13 protein-coding genes are annotated in these 18,854 nt (G+C 72.4%); 7 read left to right on the top strand and 6 right to left on the bottom strand.

Annotated features, from left to right (window positions below):
• The first annotated feature begins 112 nt into the window (after positions 1-112).
• Both ABH920_RS15830 and ahcY read left to right on the top strand, forming a co-directional pair.
• The gene (locus tag ABH920_RS15830) at positions 113-553 is read left to right on the top strand and encodes an N-acetyltransferase family protein (RefSeq protein WP_370349730.1); all 441 of its coding nucleotides are present in this window, start codon (positions 113-115) and stop codon (positions 551-553) included.
• A gap of 194 nt (positions 554-747) precedes the next feature.
• Positions 748-2,208 carry an adenosylhomocysteinase gene (gene ahcY / locus ABH920_RS15825; RefSeq protein WP_370349729.1) on the top strand — a complete coding sequence of 487 codons (1,461 nt, stop codon included), beginning with the start codon at positions 748-750 and terminating at the stop codon, positions 2,206-2,208.
• A 6-nt stretch (positions 2,209-2,214) separates the two neighbouring features.
• Here ahcY and ABH920_RS15820 read toward each other — a convergent pair whose 3' ends face one another.
• Together ABH920_RS15820 and ABH920_RS15815 are read right to left on the bottom strand one after the other, a co-directional pair.
• Positions 2,215-2,820, bottom strand: a complete 606-nt coding sequence (locus ABH920_RS15820) for an isochorismatase family protein (RefSeq protein WP_370349728.1) — start codon at positions 2,818-2,820, stop codon at positions 2,215-2,217.
• A gap of 70 nt (positions 2,821-2,890) precedes the next feature.
• Positions 2,891-3,871 carry a GlxA family transcriptional regulator gene (locus ABH920_RS15815; protein ID WP_370349727.1) on the bottom strand — a complete coding sequence of 327 codons (981 nt, stop codon included), beginning with the start codon at positions 3,869-3,871 and terminating at the stop codon, positions 2,891-2,893.
• A gap of 243 nt (positions 3,872-4,114) precedes the next feature.
• Here ABH920_RS15815 and ABH920_RS15810 point away from each other — a divergent pair, with 243 nt between their 5' ends.
• Positions 4,115-4,309, top strand: coding sequence for a hypothetical protein (locus ABH920_RS15810; protein ID WP_370349726.1), 195 nt, complete (start codon positions 4,115-4,117; stop codon positions 4,307-4,309).
• A 192-nt stretch (positions 4,310-4,501) separates the two neighbouring features.
• Here the strand turns inward: ABH920_RS15810 and ABH920_RS15805 are convergent, their stop codons facing one another.
• Positions 4,502-7,138, bottom strand: coding sequence for a hypothetical protein (locus tag ABH920_RS15805; protein ID WP_370349725.1), 2,637 nt, complete (start codon positions 7,136-7,138; stop codon positions 4,502-4,504).
• Between the two features lie 172 nt (positions 7,139-7,310).
• On the opposite strand from ABH920_RS15805, the gene ABH920_RS15800 reads away from it, so the two are divergent.
• Positions 7,311-8,204, top strand: coding sequence for an SAM-dependent methyltransferase (locus ABH920_RS15800; protein WP_370349724.1), 894 nt, complete (start codon positions 7,311-7,313; stop codon positions 8,202-8,204).
• A gap of 56 nt (positions 8,205-8,260) precedes the next feature.
• On the opposite strand, the gene ABH920_RS15795 is transcribed toward ABH920_RS15800, so the two are convergent.
• On the bottom strand, positions 8,261-9,229 hold the full coding sequence (locus tag ABH920_RS15795) for a winged helix-turn-helix domain-containing protein (protein WP_370349723.1): 969 nt from the start codon (positions 9,227-9,229) through the stop codon (positions 8,261-8,263).
• A gap of 326 nt (positions 9,230-9,555) precedes the next feature.
• Positions 9,556-10,047, bottom strand: coding sequence for a hypothetical protein (locus tag ABH920_RS15790; RefSeq protein WP_370349722.1), 492 nt, complete (start codon positions 10,045-10,047; stop codon positions 9,556-9,558).
• A gap of 246 nt (positions 10,048-10,293) precedes the next feature.
• On the opposite strand from ABH920_RS15790, the gene ABH920_RS15785 reads away from it, so the two are divergent.
• From ABH920_RS15785 to ABH920_RS15775, 3 genes are all read left to right on the top strand, one after another.
• Positions 10,294-11,949, top strand: coding sequence for a CehA/McbA family metallohydrolase (locus tag ABH920_RS15785; protein WP_370349721.1), 1,656 nt, complete (start codon positions 10,294-10,296; stop codon positions 11,947-11,949).
• Between the two features lie 376 nt (positions 11,950-12,325).
• Positions 12,326-16,828, top strand: a complete 4,503-nt coding sequence (locus tag ABH920_RS15780) for a tetratricopeptide repeat protein (RefSeq protein WP_370349720.1) — start codon at positions 12,326-12,328, stop codon at positions 16,826-16,828.
• On the top strand, positions 16,828-18,228 hold the full coding sequence (locus ABH920_RS15775; protein ID WP_370349719.1) for a hypothetical protein: 1,401 nt from the start codon (positions 16,828-16,830) through the stop codon (positions 18,226-18,228). The genes ABH920_RS15780 and ABH920_RS15775 overlap by 1 nt, the downstream gene beginning before the upstream one ends.
• 159 nt (positions 18,229-18,387) lie before the next feature.
• Here the strand turns inward: ABH920_RS15775 and ABH920_RS15770 are convergent, their stop codons facing one another.
• Positions 18,388-18,843 carry a hypothetical protein gene (locus tag ABH920_RS15770; protein ID WP_370349718.1) on the bottom strand — a complete coding sequence of 152 codons (456 nt, stop codon included), beginning with the start codon at positions 18,841-18,843 and terminating at the stop codon, positions 18,388-18,390.
• Between the last annotated feature and the right edge of the window lie 11 nt (positions 18,844-18,854).

The raw sequence follows: 18,854 nt of genomic DNA, 5'->3' as shown, positions 1-18,854 counted from the left end.
CCCACCCCGACCCGACCGACCACCCCGACCACCCCGACCCGCCACAGGGCCCGGAACCGGAGCTCGCCCCGCCGGTTCCGGGCCCGTCTCCGTGCTGTGTCAAGATCTCTCCATGAGCGAGACCATGCGCCCGATGACCGTCGCGGACCTGCACCAGATCCTCGCCGACCTGCCGCGTTACTGGGGCGAGCGCGACATGCGCGCGGGCCACCACTTCCCGCTGGTCCACGAGTTCGGCCCGACCTGCATGGTCGCCGACTCCCCGGACGGCATCCGCGGCTACCTCATGGGCTGGGTGAACCAGGACCACGTCGGCTACGTCCACTTCATCGCCACCCGCGACGACACCCGCGGCTCGGGCCTGGGCCGCCGGCTGCACGAGGAGTTCGCCCGGCTGGCCGCGGCCCAGGGCGCCACCAGCCTGAAGGCGATCACCAGTGTGGCGAACGTCAACAGCGTCGCCTTCCACACCGCCATCGGCTTCACCGCGGAGGTCGTCGACGACTACGCCGGACCGGGCGACCCCAAGGTGGTCTTCAAGCGCCAACTGTGAACAGCCGAGCGTCGCGCGCTACATTTGTTGCGCGCCGCTCATCACGGCGCCGCCGGAGCTGAGAGGCGCTGCAACGGATCCTTGAATCCGCCACGCTCGGTCCCGACGACTTTCCCAAGGGCGCCTCCCTCGTGGAGGCGCGCTTTGTGCTTCCCCGGGGTTCCACCACCTCATGCGAAGACGGGAAAGCGAGCATGAAGCACCACAGTGAGGAGATCGACGGCCTGCGGTTCGCCGTCGCCGACCTCGAACTGGCCGAGTACGGCCGCCGGCAGATCACACTGGCCGAGCACGAGATGCCCGGCCTGATGGCGTTGCGCGCCGAGCACGCGGCGGCCCAGCCCCTGCGCGGCGCCCGGATCGCCGGCTCCCTGCACATGACCGTGCAGACCGCGGTCCTCATCGAGACCCTCGTGGCGCTCGGCGCCGAGGTCCGATGGGTGTCCTGCAACATCTTCTCCACCCAGGACGAGGCGGCCGCCGCGGTCGTCGTCGGCCCCGACGGCACCCCCGACAAGCCCACCGGCACCTCCGTGTTCGCCTGGAAGGGCGAGACGCTGGAGGAGTACTGGTGGTGCACCCGCCAGCTCTTCGACTTCGGCGACGGCCGGGGCCCGGACCTGCTGGTGGACGACGGCGGCGACGCCACGCTGCTGGTGCACCTCGGCGCCGAGTACGAGACGGCCGGCCGGGTCCCGGAACCGGAGCCGGGCGACCACGAGGAGCGCCGCCAGATCCTGGCGCTGCTGGCCGAGAGCCTCGACGAGGACGACACCCGCTTCACCCGCATCGCCGCCGTGCTGCGCGGGGTGTCGGAGGAGACCACCAACGGCGTCGCGCGCTTGTACAAGCTGGCTCGCGAGGGCCGGCTGCTGTTCCCGGCGATCAACGTCAACGACTCGGTCACCAAGTCGAAGTTCGACAACAAGTACGGCATCCGCCACTCCCTGCCCGACGGCCTGAACCGCGCCACCGACGTCATGCTCGGCGGCAAGCTGGCCGTGGTGTGCGGCTACGGCGACGTCGGCAAGGGCGCGGCCGAGGCGCTGCGCGGCCAGGGCGCGCGCGTCGTGGTGACGGAGATCGACCCCATCAACGCCCTGCAGGCGGCGATGGACGGCTTCCAGGTGGCGCGCCTGGACCAGGTCGTCGAGGACGCGCACCTGTTCGTCACCGCCACCGGCGGTACCAGCGCGATCCGCGTGGAACACCTGGCGCGCATGCGCCACAACGCGATCGTCGGCAACGTCGGGCACTTCGACACCGAGATCGACCTGGCCGGCCTGGCGGCGCATCCGGGCGTGACCAAGACCGAGGTCAAGCCGCAGGTGCACCAGTGGACGTTCGCGGACGGGCACGCGGTGCTCGTGCTCTCCGAGGGCCGGTTGTTCAACCTCGGCAACGCCACCGGCCACCCGAGCTTCGTGATGTCGGCGTCGTTCGCGAACCAGGTGCTGGCCCAGATCGAGCTGTTCACGAATCAGGACCAGTACACGGAGGACGTGTACCGGCTGCCCAAGCACCTGGACGAGAAGGTGGCGCGGCTGCACCTCGACGCCCTCGGGGTGCAGCTGACCGAGCTGTCGGCGGAGCAGGCCGACTACCTGGGCGTGCCGATTGAGGGCCCTTACAAGGCCGAGCACTATCGGTACTGAGAGTCGCTAGCTCTTAAGTAGCACCTCCACGTTCGGAACCACGATGCCGAACAGGTCTCCGATCGTGGTCAGCGCCGCGGCCTGCAGCATGTCAGCAGGCTGCGGCGCGCCGTCCGGCCCGGCGAGCGACCGGGTCGCCGTCGCGTCGGCGACCACCGTCGGGCGGTAGCCGAGGTTGAAGGCGCCCTGGGCGGTGAAGGTCACGCACATGTGCGTCATGAAGCCGGCGAGTACCAACTCCGGCCCGGCGCCGAGCTCGCGCAGTGTCTTCTCCAGGTCGGTGTGGTGGAAGGCGTTCGGGAACGTCTTCACCACCACCGGCTCGCCGTCGATCGGTGCCACCTCTGTGATGATCGAGCCGATCTCTGCGCGGATGTCATAGGGGGTGCCCTCGCCGCCGTCGTTGACGATGTGCACGACCTGCGCTCCCGCTGCTCGCGCCGCGCGCAGCAGCCGTGCGCCGGCCGCCACCGCGGCGTCGGCGCCGTCGAGCTCCATCACGCCGGTGCGATAGGTGTTCTGGAAATCGACCATGACGAGCGTCGCGTCGGCGAGCTTCGGCAAGGCATTGTCAAGTCCGATGATGGAACGCAGTGTTGGTGACGTAGACATACTTCTCCTCGGAATTGTCAGTCGCTATTCAGTGCACAGATTCAGTGCAGAAATTCGGTGCGCGGAAACGTCAGGCGGTGACGCGGAACCGCCGCCGGTAGGCCGCCGGGGTGGTCCCGATCTGCCGCCGCAACGCGCGGTGCAGCGTCTCCACCGAGCCCAGGCCGCTGCCGGCCGCGACCTCGTCCAGCGCCGCGTCGGTGGTCTCCAGCAGCCTGCGTGCCGCCTCGACGCGTGCGGCCTCGACGTAGGCGGCCGGCGTCGTGCCGGTCTCCTGGCGGAAGACGCGGGCGAAGTGCCGCTCGCTCAGGCACATGCGCGCCGCCAGTGCCGGGGCCGACAGGTCGGCGTCCAGGTGCTCGGCGACGTAGATCCGCAGCTCGTCGATGTCCCGGCGGCCGGCCGGCGGGGCGCTGAGCGGCACCGAGAACTGGCTCTGGCCGCCCTGCCGCCGCAGGTAGACCACCAGCTGCCGGGCCACCCCGAGCGCCACGTCCTCGCCGAGGTCCTCGGCGACGAGCGCGAGCGCGAGGTCCATACACGCGCTGATCCCCGCGCCGGTCCACACTTTTCCGGACCGCACGAAGATCGGGTCGGGGTCCACCCGCACCGCCGGATGCTCCGCCGCCAGCTGCGCGGCGGTGGACCAGTGCGTCGTCGCGGTCTTGCCGTCGAGCAGCCCGGCGGCGGCCAGCACGTGCGCGCCAACGCACACCGAGGCCACCCGGCGCGCCGACGGCGCCACCGCGGCGACCCATGCCACCACGTCCTGGTCGACCCGCGCGACGGGCCCCGCGGCGCCGAGGTTCACGGCGCCCGGGACGATCAGCGTGTCGACGGACCCGCCGACCTCGGCGAACGCCACATCGGTGAGCAACCGGACCCCCGCTGACGTGGCGACCGGCCCGACTCGGCGCCCGGCGAGCTCGACCCGGTAGGCGGACCGTCCGCACTCCCGGTTCGCCAGCGCGAACACCTCGGCCGGTCCCGTGACGTCGAGCAGGTCGACGTCCGGGAACACCGCGATCACGATCCGTCGGGTTCCGGCCATGGCTCCATCCTCACCCGGGACGGCGATGGCGGCAATGACGGGCTTCTGTCAGTTCCGGACACGGGTGGCGGCGGATCCGACTGCGGAGAGTAACTTTATGAATACCCTGCGATACCCGGCCCAGGACAACGGGCCGTCAGGGAAATCAGGCCCTTACCCGCGCGGGTCCGGCTTTGCTAGCATCCGCACCTGATCACCCTTAAGCGCCGGTCCCTCGGCCGCGGTGCTCGGCAAGGAGTGCGCATGTCCCTTTCGTCCGTGCTGGCCACCATTGTCGCCGTCCTCGTCCTGGCGAACATCGTGCTGGTCCTCCGGCTGACGGACCGTTGTGCGGACGATCGCAAAGAGCACGGCGGGGAGGGCGCGAACGGAGCGGCCGCGCCCCCGGTGCCGGCCCTCGGGGAGCCCGGGACCGTGGCGCCGGATCGGCGAACCTGATAGACAAGGCGTAGACGGCCGCCCGGGAGACCTCCCAGTTCCCGGGCGGCTGTCACCATTTCCGCGCCGAATGCCGCACCTGTTGCCGCGCCGACTGCGGCACCGACTGCCGAGCCAACTGCGGCACCGGTTGCCGCGCCGACTACTGCACGGGTTGCCGCGCCGGCCTGTGCGCCGACGCGGCCCGTGCGATCAGCCCTCGGGCTGAGCCAGCCGGTGCTGCCCCTGGGCGGGCTGCGTCGCCGGCGCCACCGCGTCCGACTGGAACGCAGCACCCTGAGCCGGCCGGTCGGGGTGCGCCAGCGACATGATCCAGGTCTGGCCGTCGGCCCCGGTGACCAGGATCTGCGCCTCGCTCCCGACGAACGTGCCGTCCACCGGCGTGGTGACCGGGGCCGGCAGCTTCAGGGCCGGGAGGGCCGGTGCGCCGGGCGCGGTCTTCACCGGCACGAATCCCTGCGCGGTGAACGTGAACGCGGCGACCGCGCCGGTGCCGTCCGTGGACAGCAGCTCGTCGATCCCGCCGGCGCCCGGTGCGGCCTCGATCGCCACCGCCGCGGCGAGCGTCGGGTTCTGCGGCAGCGCCTTCAGTGCGGCGGTGATGGCGGGCTTCGGCGCGGTCGCGGCGGCCGGCACTACCGTGTGATCGGCACCGGGGCCGGACAGCGGCATGACGTCGGCACCCGGAAGGGTCGTGGTACCGGCGCCGGGCAGCGAGCCGGGCGGGGTGGTCGCGGCGGGCGTCGCGGGCGTGGCCGGCGCCGCCGGAGTCCCCGCCGCCGGCACCGTGAGCGTGATCAGCTGCGCGTGCCCGGCGCCGTCGATCCCGATCAGGTCGTCGTGCCCGGCCCTGGTGAACGCCCCGGCGAACAGCCGCGGGAAGGTGTTCCACTTCGCCCCGCTGACAGCACCCTGATCCACGGCCTTGCCGGCGGCGTCGAAGCCGTAGAGGTGTGCGCTGCCGTCCTTCTTCACCGCGAGCAGCTGCACCGCGCCGGCCGGGCCGGTGAAGCGCCCCGCCACGAGCGCGGTGACGTCCGCGAAGCCGTTCGCGACCGGCACCGGCACGCCGAACGTCCCGTCGCCGATCCACGGGTACCGCAGCAGCCGGCCGGTCGCGTCGACCGCGACCAGGTCGGCGTGCCCGGCGGTGGCCGAGGGCAGCACGGCCCGCGGTCCGGTGGCCGCGCCGGTGACGGTCACGATCACCGGTCCCCAGGTCACCGTCTTGCCCTCGCGGTTGGTCACCGCGACCTTGATCTGGTGCTGGCCGGCGGTCAGGGTCGTGGTGTCCAGGTTCAGCTGGTTGCTGGTGGTCATCGGCTCGGCCATGGCCACGCCGTCCAGCGTCAGCGTCTCGGTGGCCAGGTCCGAGGCCGGGGCCGCGCCGATGCCCAGCGGCACCGTGCCGGACAGCAGCGGCGCGTTCGGCGCGGCGACGGCGACGGTCAGCTGGTGGTTGGTGACGTTGATGGTGACCGGGGCCGACAGCTGCGAGATGGCGCCGTCGTCGGCCATCGCCTGGGTGGTGATCACGTGCGGGCCGTCGGTCAGCGTCGTGGTGTCCAGCGGCAGCAGCGCGCCGCCGGGGGCGTTGTCGATGGCCTGCGCGGACTTGCCGTCGATCCAGTACTGCATGCGGACCGCGGGGTGCGTCGGGTCGGCGTCGGCCGAGCGCACCGTGATCGTCCCGGACGCCAGGCCGTTCACGGTGTTCGTGCTCGCGGTCGGGGCCGGCGGGGCCGGGTTGATCGCGGTGTCCGGGGGCTGGTAGCCGCTCAGGTCGTAGCCGCCGGTGACGCCGTTCTTCGGCATCTTCCAGCCGGGGTTGTTCGGGTTGACCGCGCCCAGGCGCCAGAACTGCGCGGCCGCCGGCGGGGTCCAGTCGTGCACGCCGACCAGTTCCTTGATCAGCGGCTCGCCGACCCAGTTCGAGTCCACGACGGTGTACGTGCCGTCGCCGTGGTTGGTCAGCACGATCGCGGTGTGCAGCGGGTTGGAGTCGTCGTGGTCGCCGATCTGGATGATGTCGCCCTCGACGGCCGCGGCCGGCGCCACCGGCACCGCGCCGGCCGCGCTGAACCCGACCTGGTAGTTCCCGCCCGGGTCCACCGGCCAGATCTTCCCGCCGCTGGCCAGCGACACCACGCAGTCCACGAACTCGCGGCACTGGCCGGAGCGGAAGCGGTTGGCGTCCACGCAGGCCTGGCCGCCCCAGCGGCCGACGTAGGCCAGCGCGGTGGTGGCGATCAGGGAGTTGTCGAACTGGCCCGCGCCCGCCGGCGGGTGCGTCGGCACCGGCACCGGGTCCGGCGGCGGGATGTAGGGCGCCGGGTTCGGCGTCGGCGGGGCCGGCTGGATCGGCTGGCCCGGTTGGACCGGCTGGCCCGGCGTGGCCTTGCTGGGCGCCGGCGTCGGCGGCGCCTTCGACGGCACGGGCGGGGCCGGGGTCGGGGTGGTCGGCGGCGGCGCGGTCGGCGTGGGCGGCAGCTGCGTCGGGTCCGAGGTCGGGGGCGGCGCCGACGACGTCGGCGGCGTCGTGCTCGGGGGCGTCGGAGTCGGCGTCGGGGTGGGCGTCGGGGTCGGCGTCGGAGTGGGGGTCGGCGTGGGCGTCGGCGCCGTGCTCGTCGCGGCCGACGTCGGATCCGGCTGGCTGGGCTGGCTCGACGACGTCGACGGAGCAGCCACGGGCGACTGACCACCGGACGGGGCCGTGTCGGCCTGTGCGCTGACGGTGGCCGCCATCGAGGCCGCGCTGACCATGGTGGACACCGCCATCCCGGCTATCAGGCGGCGGCGGACTCGTCGGGCCCTGGCATTCTTCGACATGACCAAAATTTCTACCAGCTGCGGGGCGACATTACGACGTACGAGCGGGGTCCAAGACGTATCGGGACAATGACAGGCGTCCCGGAGCTGAAAAGTCACCGCCTGTCAAGGCCCGATCCCCGCCCTTTTTCCTAAGAACCGGCTCAGAGATATCTCCGCTAGGCTCTCGCAGGTGGTTGACGAACATCAGGCCTCGAACACCGGCGGATTTCCCCGGTCCGCCGTGACCTCGGCGGACGCCGTCGAGAGCATCGACGCCACGCTGATCCCGGGCTGGGTCCCGCCGGAACTGGACACGACGAAGGCCCACACCGCGCGCATCTACGAGTACCTGCTCGGCGGCATGCACTACTTCGACGTGGACCGCGAGGCCGCCGAGACCGCGCTGCGGCATGTGCCGCAGGCCCGCGAGATCCTCCAGGAGAACCGTGCGTTCCTCAACCGCGCGACCCGGTTCCTGGCCGCCTCCGGCATCACCCAGTTTCTCGACCTGGGCAGCGGTCTGCCCGGCACCGACAACATCGGCGACGTGGCCCGCCGGGCGCACCCGCGGGCGCGCATCGTGTTCGTGGACTACGACCCGATGGTCGCCGTCCACGGCCGGGCCCTGGTCGCCGCCGCCGACCCGGCGCACACCGCGGTGGTGGAGGCCGACGTCCGCCGCCCGGCCGAGGTGCTGGCCGACCCGGAACTGCGCCGAGTGCTGGACCTGGAGCAGCCGGTGGCGATCGTGATGAACTCGCTGCTGCACTTCATCGCCCCGGAGGAGGACCCGCACCGCATCGTGGCGGAGTTCCTGGCCGCGGTCCCGTCCGGCAGCGCCCTGGTGGTCTCGCACATCACCGACGGCGGCCGCCCGGTGCAGGCCGAGGCGGCGGTGCGGGCCTGGGACCAGGCGACGTCGAAGATGTACATGCGCGACGAGGCCGAGATCAGGGCCCTGTTCACCGGGACCGAGATCATCGAGCCCGGCGTGGTGCCGCGGCCGCTGTGGCGGCCGGACGGCGAGCTGCGCGAGGACTGGGAGGAGATCTGGGGGCTGGTCGGGGTGGGGATCAAGCGCTGAGGTGTTCGTTGGCTTCAGGGCTCAGCGGTCAACGCTTGGCGCTTGCTGGTCGCGGCTCAGAACGTGGTGGCGGTCTGCGGGTTCAGCTCGACCAGCTGCCGTCCGACCGCGGTGAGCTCGTGCCGCACGCTCTTGCCGTCCCGGGCCGTCGAGACCAGGCCCGCGTTGCGCAGCAGCGTGGCGTGCGTCGAGGCCATCGGCGCCGATATCCCCAGGCGCCGGGCCAGCCCGGTGGTCGAGGCCGGGGACGCCAGGCTCCGCAGCACCGCCGCGCGTCCCGCGCCGAGCAGCGCCGCGAGGTGGTCGTCGGGGGCGGCGTAGGACTCCTCCAGCTCGGCGGTCGGGTAGACCACCACCTGGGTGCCGTCGGCGCCGGGGCCGCAGTGGGCCCGCTGCTGGCCGAACAGGCACGGGGCCAGGATGAGCCCCGGGCCGGGGCCGCCGGGCTCCGTACGGGGCCGCCAGGTGATATCAGAGTGCAGATTCGTGAGCATCGGCAGCGTCCCGTGCTGCTGGATCTGGCGCCGGCGCATCGACACGTCGCGCTGCAGCCGCTCGGAGATCGTCGGCCAGTCCGGCATCAGCGTGGCGCGGTAGAGGGCCAGCAGGCCGTCGACGACGGCGCGCAGCGAGGCGTCCTCCTGGTTGCGCAGGCCGCGGATCAGCCGGTCGGAGTCGTCGGTGCGCACCGGGGTGGTGGCGAGCCGGTAGCCCAGCAGGTGCGGGGGAGTGGCGCGCAGCCGGTCCAGCTCCTGCTCGAAGGTCGGGGTCGCGGCCCCGTCGCCGTCACCGGCGATCGCCAGCGGCAGGAACGCCGGCGCGTCCGGGTGCGCGCGGTTGATCAGCGGCACCAGCCGCCCCGAACCCAGGCTCACCTGCCGCCGGGCCCGCGGCCACCAACGCTGCCGCCACGGCGACTCCCGGCTGCACGGACCGTCGTGCACACCGTGGATCAGATGTCCCAGCGGCGACAGCACGAAGCGCACCCGGCCGAGCTCGCCGGTGCCGTAGTCGATGGTCTCCATCCGCGCGAACCTCCGCCTCCACCTGTCGCTTTCAGTCGTGCACAGCAGTGCGCCCCTGTCAATGGTTTGTGTCTGGCGCGCAATCCAGTGACAGTACCGGGTCGCCGCGGGATGATCTGGACTTCCGGGATGTCGGCTGCGCCGCCCCGGAACCTGGGGGAGCGGTGAGAAGCGGGGGGCGGCGTCCGGGGTCGCGAACGAGGAAGGACGCCGCGCTCACCGCGCAGGAGTCGCGGACAGTCGGCACCGTCAGGCCGCGCACAAGCACTTCATCAAGCACTTCATCCGGATGGCCGCCGTCTTTCAGGCCACCCGCCCGGCCATCCTCAGTTCTGTTGAGCCTTCAGATGCCGAGCGCCCCGGACGAAGTCGCCGTCGATGGCGGTCTTGACCGTGTACCGCAGCGTCTGCGGCGCCGTGGCTTCCAGGGTGTCGGCGGCGTGCCCCGCCGCGCGGGTCTCCAGGACCGCGGCCACCGTCGTCGCGCTCTCGACCCGGCTCAGGGCTTCCTGCTCCCGGCACAGCATGGCGGCGGCGTAGTACACCACGGCCCCGGGGTGGGTGATCGGGTGCTCGAGGCGGTAGGCGATCTGCTCGGCGAGCCGGCCCAGTGGCTCGGACGGATAGCGCTCGGCCAGGTGCCGGCACAGTTTGGCCGCGCTGACCAGGTCCTCGGCACTGACGGTGGTGGTCGGTCGCAGCCGTTCGTCGTCGTCGGCCGGCAGCATGACCGCCAGTTGGTGGGCGAAGTCGTCGCGGTGGATGCGCCGGTCGGCGTAGCCGTAGCGTCCCGCGGTGAGGACCTCGATACCGGTCATCTCGATCTCCCGTTCCTCGCGCTGATGGAGATGCCTCCATCATCGCGCCGCTCCGCGCGCGGCGCCCTGGTGTGGGCGTCCCAGCAATTGCATTGTGCAATGGTTCGGCGCTTCGCGGCGCACCCTGCCGGATCCCCGATACTCCTCGCCACCCCTCGCTAGTCCTCGGTATCCCTCGTAACAAACCCACAACCTTTCGCTTGACGCTCACGCCTGGTTCACCGGCGTGGCGGATCGTCGGAAACCATGTGCACAGATGGCTATTGCGAGCACAACGTCGCACCGCTGCCCGAGTCGGCCGACCCCGCCGCCTCCGGCCTGTCCCGCCGGGGCGTCCTGACGGTCGGCGCCGCGACCGCGGCGCTCACCCTGGGCCCCATGACCTTCGCCCACGCCGCCGACAGCACCGGTAGCACCGGTAGCGCGGGCAGCGCGGCGGGCGGCTCCGTCCCCGCCGACGGCACCCAGGTCACCCAGACCATCACCGGCCACCTCGACACCGGCGTCGCCGACTTCGTCTACCTGCCGGTCGTGATCCCGGCCGGGGTGAAGCAGATCGACGTCAGCTACTCCTACGACCACCCCGCCGTCGCCTCCGGCGACAAGACCAACTCCTGCGACATCGGCGTGTTCGACGAGCGCGGCACCGCGCTCGGCGGCCCCGGGTTCCGCGGCTGGTCCGGTGGCTTCCGCACCGCGTTCTCGATCAACGCCACCGAGGCCACCCCCGGCTACCTGCCCGGCCCGGTCAACAAGGGCACCTGGCACATCGCCCTGGGCCCCTACCAGGTGGCGCAGCAGGGCATGAACTACCAGGTCCAGGTGACCCTGACCTACGGCAAGCCCGGCACCCCGTTCGTCCCGAACTACCCGCCGACCCGCGCCAAGGGCCGCGGCCAGGCCTGGTACCGGGGCGACTGCCACCTGCACACCGTCTACTCCGACGGCAAGCGGCTGCCCAGCGAGGTCGCCGCCGGCGCCCGCGCGGCGAACCTGGACTTCATGGTCTCCACCGACCACAACACCTCCGCCTCGCACGGTGTCTGGGGCCAGTACGCCGGCCCGGACCTGCTGATCATCACCGGCGAGGAGATCACCACCCGCAACGGCCACTGGGTCGCGATGGGCCTGCCGGCCGGCGAGTGGATCGACTGGCGCTACCGCAGCCGCGACGACGCCTTCCCGCGCTTCGCCCGCGAGGTGCGCAAGCACGGCGGCCTGGTCGCCCCGGCCCACATGTACTGCGCCTACGTCGCCTGCCAGTGGAAGTTCGGGTTCGACGACGCCGACGTCACCGAGGTGTGGACCGGCCCCTGGACCTACGACGACGAGCACGCCGTGAGCACCTGGGACCAGAAGCTCGGCGAGGCGGTCCGCTCCGGCAAGCGCTGGCTGCCGGCCGTGGGCAACAGCGACGCGCACAGCGTCCCGCAGGTGATCGGCCTGCCGCACAACGTCGTCTACGCCGACGACCTGCGCACCGACGCACTGATGGACGGCCTGCGCGCCGGCCGCAACTGGATCGCCGAATCCAGCACCGTCACCGTGGACTTCACCGTCACCGGCGCCGGCAAGCAGGCCGGCATCGGCGAGACGCTCAAGGTGCCGACGACGGCCCCGGTGGACGTCCGCCTGGAGGCGCACGGCGTCCCGAACGGCACCGTCCGCCTGATCACCGACGAGGGCCAGATGTTCCAGCAGTCGCTGGACGCCAACGGTGACGGCGTCGTCGTCTGGCGCACCACGGCCTCGCTGGCCGCCTACGTCCGCGCCGAGATCCGCCACCCGATGGCCGACGGCACCCCGGGTCAGGGCAACACGATGGGCGACGCGTTGCTGTTCGGCCCGATGGCCGCGCTGACCAACCCGGTGTTCCTGAAGGCGACCCGCGGTCAGAGCTGATCAGGGCTGATCAGGGTTGATCAGGGCTTCACGGCTGATCACGGCTGATCAAGGCCGACCCGACAGCACGGCGGTGACAGGCCCCGGCCTGTCACCGCACCGTCAAAACCTAGTCAAAACTGCCGTCCCCGGCCCCGTCGAAGGAACCTCCCCGGTGATCACGGCGTCCTAAACGACAAGAGACGTTTAGAACGACAGCGAAGGGACACAGAGCGCGCACACGAAGTGATATCGGGGTGGAGCCCGGGTGAACTGTGTAGCACCGACCGTGAGGGACAACAGGTCGGTGCCCGCGGTGCCGGATCAGGCCCGGCGCGGGCGGGGGCGATTGTGTCAAGCTGTAGGCAGCGATACGGGTTGATGGGACGGTGTGGCCTTGCTGGGGCGTGGACGAGGGACGGACCCGCAGTGGATCACCCAGGAGTTCGCGAAGGCGGAGGACCTGGCTGCGGTGGGTCAGCAGGAGCGGGCTCGCGACCGTTACGCGCGCCTGGCCCGCCGTCTGGCGTCCGCCCCTGAGGACATGCAGCACTACCGCGGCCTCGCCCTGCTCGGCGAGGCCGAGACCATCCTGGCGATGGGCATCTTCACCGACGCCATGGCGCGCTTCCGCGAGGCCTACCCGCTGCTGCCCGAACCCTTCCGCCAGCTGCCGCGCTGGCTGGTCCGGCAGTTCGCCGAGGAGCGGCTGCGCGCCGAGGACGGCGACCTCAAGCCGATCATCGACTTCCTGAAGGCGATCACCTACGGCCTGGAGCCGGGCGACGAGGACACCGCGATCCGCACCGTCATGTGGCTGCAGAAGGCCTGTACCACCGGCCCCACCGCGCAGCGCGAGGCCACGGCGCGCGCCGCGCTGGCCGCCCTGCCCGGCGTGGACTGGCCGGTGCTGGCGCTGACCACCATGATGCGCCGCGACGGCCGGGTCAAGGAGGCCGAGGACCTGCTGGCCGCCGCGGTGCCCGGCGGCAGCGGCGAGCTGTGGTTCCGCTGGGGCATCCAGCTCAGCACCCTGCTCCGCTACGACGACGCGATCTCCGCCTACGACGAGGCCTTCCGCCGCGGCACCGGCCCGGCCTCGCCGTGGTCGCGGGGGGCCTGGCTGCGCCCGGAGGCGCTGCTGTTCCGCGGCCTGGCGCACCAGCAGATGGGCCGCACCGACCAGGCCGAGACCGACCTGCGCACCGCCTCCCAATACGCGCCGCAGGATCCGCGCATCCACTACTCGCTCGGCCGGCTCGCCGTGCAGCTCGGCGCGGACGACCTGGCATGGAACCACTTCAGCAACTCCCTGGCCGTCGAGGCCGCGTTCGCCCCGGCGCGCCTGGGCCTGGCGCTGCTGCGCGAGCAGTCCGGCCGTCCGGCCGAGGCGATCGCGCATTACCAGGCGGCGCTGCGGCATGACGCGCATTCGCACGCCGCACGTATTCGGCTCGGTGCCGTACTGCTGGCCGCCGGCCGCGGCAAGGAGGCCCAGGGCGTGCTGGAGCCGGTGTCCGGGCAGTCGTCCTACTGGGGCGGCATGGCCACCTTCCACTACGGACTGGCCCAGCTGCGCGCCAACAACCCGGCCGCCGCCATCGACACCTGGGACCGCCTGGGCACCACCGAACTGCGGGACTGGACGGCCGTGGCCCGCGACCGGGAAGCGCGCAAGCGCCTGGGCAGCGACCCGACGGCCGCGCGGCTCCAGTGGCAGATCGCTTATCTGGACTCCCCGGACGTCATCGAGCACCGAATAGCTTTGCGGGAAGCCGCGCTGCGGGAAGCCGCGTGGATGCTGATGGCCGGCCGGGAGATCCCGGACAACCGGGAGAAAGCGGCCGTCGCGCTCGACCTGGCCGCCTCGCTGCCGGTCTCCGATCGCGTGGACGGCCTGCGCGGCCGCCAGAACCGGCTGCGCGCCCTGGTCGACCTGGCCGGCGGCGCCACCGCCGACCTGGAGACGTTCCTGGACGTCGACGGCCGGATGCGCGACCGCTGCCACCTGGCCGTCGCCGCCCTGCTCGACGACCGCTTCGACGACGCCGAGACACTGCTCGCCGAACTCCCCGACGACCCCGACTGCGACCCCGCGGTCGCCCGGGCCCGCGCGCTGTACGCCGAGCGCACCGGGCACTGGTACGACGCCGTGCGGTGGTACCAGCGCTTCCTCGGCAACGACGTCGCCGGCGGCTCGGCGGTACCCGAAGTCGAGGCCGGGGCCGACGCGGACTCCTCCGACTCCGACTCCGACTCCTACGTCCTCAAGGACGACGACACCCAGGGCCTGGACATCCAGGAGATCGCGAACGCCGGACCACTGGTCGCCGCCCAGCGGCTGGCCGCGGAAGCCGACCCCGACGAGGACGAGCCGCCGCTGCCCTGCGTGGCCGTGGCCGACGTCGAGTGCGGCAAGGACGCCGTCGGCTCCTGCGCCGGCTGCGGACGCGAAGGCTGCCGGACCCACCTGTTCCGCCCCGCGGGCATCAGCTCCTACCGCTGCGAGCGCTGCGCGGGACCGGCGTTGCAGTCGCTGCTCTACGCGGCCCGCAAGGCCGGCGTCCCCGACGAGGCCGAGCGCACCCTGACCTCCTGGGCCGACGCCCTGGGCAGCAGCGCCCTGACCCGCCCGCTGCGCCGCCAGCTCGCGCTGATGCGCGCCGAGGCCGGCGACCTGGACGGCGCGCTGAGCAAGCTGCCCGCCGACGCCGAGACCGAAGGCGTCGAGCTGCTGATCCGGCGCGCCGCCTCCGCGATCGAGCACGGCGAGCCCTACCAGGCCCTCGGCGACCTGCGGCACGCCCTGCGGATCCAGCCGGACCAGCCGGAAGCGCTGGCGGCGCTGGAGGCGCTGTCGGAGTACTCCGCGCGGCAGCACGCTGAAGAAGGACGTCATGAAGAGGCGTTCACCGGGTATCTGGCGCTGGTGCGCGAGGACCCGACGAACGCCCGGCTGCTGCACGCGCTCGGGCTGTCGGCGTACCGGCTGGCCCGGTCCTCCGGCGCCGACGAGCACTGGATGTGGACCATCGGCTGCCTGGTCACGGCGCTGTACGCGCCGGACTTCTGGGTCCAGGTCGTCGGGGTCGCCGACGTCGAGGCCGACCACGAGCAGATCGTGCGGAACCGGCGCGCGCTGGTGGACGAGCTGAAGAACGACCTGCGGTTCGCGGACCTGTCCGCGTACCGGGGCGGCGACGAGGTGGACGCGTGGTCGGTCCGACTCGGGATGGACGTGTTCGCCTGCGAGGCCGATCCGCAGACCAGCCCGACGCTGGAGACGCTGCTGCGTCAGCAGCCTGAGACGCCGGCGCTGGCGGAGTGGCGCGAGCTGGCGGACGCGATGCACGCGGTGGACCCCGACGCCGCCGAGGACGACGAGTCGGTGCGGGTCGCGGCGCTGTACGGGCCGTTCGGGCCGCAGCACTTCCTGTACGAGGACGGCAAGTACCAGGCGGCGATAGCCGCGCTGGACACGGTCCCCGAGGAGGACCGCGACGAGGCGTGGACGGCGCTGCTGCGCAAGACGCTGGTCATGCGGGGTATGGAGCTGCATCTGGACGAGCAGTGGGCGCCGGCGCTGGAGTGCATAGCCCGGGCGGCGCTGCTGGATCCGGATCGGAAGCCCGATTCGGTGTGGGCGGAGATCGCCGCCGAGTCCGGGCTGAACGCCGCGCACGAGCTGATGCGGCTGGCCGAGGAGGGCGAGCGGCCGGTTTCGGTCGACGCCACGCCGACCGTGAACATGGCGGTGACCGGGGCGGCCTTCATCGCGGACGCGACCAAGACGGTGAACATGGCGGCCGTCGGGTTGACGGGGCGGGGTGCGGGCAGCGTCGGGGGTGTTGGCGGCGCTGGCGGTGCCGGCGCGGCGGGTGCCGGCGGGGCTGCGGGTGGTGTCGGTTCCGGTGGCGGTGCTGGCGCTGGTGGCGAGGCTGCCGGTGGCGGTGGCGGTGCGGTTGTCGGCGACGGGGACGTGCCCGCGCCGGTCAGCGTGCTGCAGAGCGTGGTCGACGTGCTGGAGCGTGCGCTGTCCGTGGCTCCGGACGTGGCCGCGCTGCAGAACGAGCTCGCCGTCGCGCACATGCGGCGGACCGGAGAACTGCGCTTCGAACAGCAGGACCACGTGCTGGCGCTGTCCCACGCGCGGCGCGCTGTCGAGCTGATGCCGGAGGACAAGGACGCGGCGGCGCTGCTGGAGGTGGTGCTCGCCGAGCGGGCCGGTTCGCTGACCCGGCCGGGGCCGGACGGCGACCTGCTGGAAGCCGTGCAGTGGTGGCAGGAGCTCAGTGAGATCGACCCCTCGCGGACCGACTACCACGCCGGGCTGTCGCAGGCGCTGAAGCTGCTGGCGTGCTCGGCGGCGCTCGGCGACCGCCGCACCCTGGCGCTGGACCGGATGACGTGGGCCCTGCTGGCCGACCAGACCTGGACCGGCGACCCCGACATCGAGGCCCCGCGCGAGATAGCGACCCTGCTCATCGCCGACGCGATGCACAACACCCAGCGTCCCTTCCACGATCGCGCGCACCGCCTCCGCACGGCGCTGGCGTACCGCGACACGAAGGAACTCCGGGACCTGATGATCGCGTTGTGGAAGAACGAGGCCACCTTCCAGTACGAGACGCGCCACTACGGCCTGTGCGCGGGGCTGCTGGAGGAGGCGGTCCGCCTCGGCGAGGGCGGCAGCCTCGGCGACCCCGAGGCCACCATGCTGATCCCGCGCGTCCCGCGCCCCGACGACCCCCGCTCCGGAGGCCTGCAACCCTTCCACTGGCACCGCTACCCGCGAGCCCGCGCCCTGCTGAAGCGCACCGTGGACCACTTCCCCGACGAAGACGAACTCCGAGAACTCCACGCCCGAAGCGCCGCCCCCGAAGACCCCGCGAGCACCTGATGCTGCTGAACGAACCGACCCCCCACCAGACGCGCCCGGCCGCGGCCACCGCCGCCGCGGCGCCGGGCACCCGCGACCTGCCGGCCGTCGAGGTCGACGGCCGCGCGGCGCCGCCGCGCGCGAACGCGGAGGCGGACACGGTCGCTTTCACGGCGGTGGATGCGGCCGGGGCGACGAGTGCGGGTAACGGCGCCGCTGGGAGCAGTGCGAGCGGCGCGAGCAATGGTGCGAGCTCGGGCAACGGCACCAGCAACGGTGCGAGCACGAGCAATGGCACCAGCAACGGTGCGAGCTCGGGCAATGGCGCGAGCAGCGGTGCCGTCGCGAGCAACGGTGCGGCCGGGAGTAACGGTGCTGCGGCGAGCAACGGCGTGCACGCGGATCGGGATGCGGATTCGTACGAGGACACGGGTGCGGATGCCGACGCGCGCTCGAACGACGAGGTGAGGACCGAGGTGCCGGGACCGCGATCGAGTGCCGAGGCGCCGACGGTCGGCATGGAAGTGGTCGACTCGGGCTCACTCTCCACGATCGCGCTGGACGTCGAGGCGGTGAAGCGTGCCCTCGCCGAGGGCCTTGAAGCCTCCGACGCGACGGCCACGGTCTCGCTGGACGTGGCGGCCGTCAAGCAGGCGACGAGTGCCGCCGAGGCGCCGACCGTCGCGTTCGGGCCGGTGGATGCCGAGGACGATCTCAGCACCCTCGAACTCGCCATCGACACCACCGACGCCGATGCCGAACCCGATCGTGCAGACACCATCGACGGCTCGCCCGCCGACTCGGATCCGGCAAACTCCGCCGCGCCTGCCGCCGACTCGGGCCCAGCCGACTCGGATCCCGCAGCCTCCGCCGCCGATCCCCATGGCGAAACCCTCAGCGCTGAGCCCCTGGCCACCGAGACCTCCACCGAGCTCGTACTGTCCGCCGACACCGACGACACCACCACCGAGCTCGAACTCGACGCCACCATGCCGACCCACATAGCCACGACCGACCTCACCGCACCCCCGTCGACCCTGGTCGCGGTGCCCGAGACCGCCGACGACGTCATCGCCACCATCCACGCGGCCGCGACCGCCGTGGCCGCGGCGGACCTGCGGGCCCGGCAGGCGGCGTTCGTGAAGGCCGACCCGTGGACCGGGCTCGACCTGCACCAGCCGCCGGTGCCCGCGCCGGTCGACAACGTGCTGGACCTGCTGTCGCCGGTCCTGGAACGCCCGCTGCTGGTCGTGGAGCAGCCCGGTCTGCCCGCCGCCGCCGACGTCGTGGCCCTGCACCGGGCCGAGCTCGCGGTCGACTTCGTCGAGCCGCCGGTGGTCGCCGCCGGAGCCGAGCCGCCGATACCGCCGCGCTACGGCCCCGGGCTGTCGGTGCTGCCGCACATCGAGTTCCCGGTCTGACCGAGCCGATATCGCCGTGCTACTGGCGCGCGTAGCGCCTGTCTGTGCTGCGGCATATCGAGCCCCGGTCTGATCGAGCCCCCGGGTCTGATCGAGCCCTGCTCCACGCGCACTTGCACTCGTGCCCGGACCCGGCCCCGATCTCCGCACCCCACGCCGCTACGTCAGATCCCCGCCGGCGCTCCGGATGTCCGGCAGCACCGGCCGGTCCTCGCTCCCCGGCTGCAGGATCACGGCCGCGAGGCCCCAGTGGTGCTTCATCCGCTCCAGCGGGTCGGCCGGGACGCCCGGCTTCCGGCGGGAGAACCGGCGCGGCGCCGGTGTCTTGTCGCGTGTTCTGATCTTCGCGGTCTCTCGCGCCTCGCCGCCGTTGACCACGACCTTGTCGAAGCGTCCCGCCACCTCGGCGGCCCAGTGGCGGCCCAGCACGCCGACGCGGGCGGCCGGTTCGGCGCGGCGGCCGTCGCGGAACGTCACCTGCACCGTCGCCACGCCCGGGGGCAGCATGCCCCATGCCACCGACCACGGCGCCGGGTCGTCGTCGCGGCTGCGCAGGGCGCCGGCGATCAGCGCGGGGTCCGGCTCGGCGGCGAGGTCGGGGGCTTCGGCGCTCATGTGCGCAGCAT

The organism is Catenulispora sp. EB89, assembly GCF_041261445.1.
In the GTDB taxonomy this organism is placed as follows: domain Bacteria; phylum Actinomycetota; class Actinomycetes; order Streptomycetales; family Catenulisporaceae; genus Catenulispora.
Note: the sequence above shows the minus strand (reverse complement) of the source record. Positions and strands in the feature narration are given on the sequence as shown.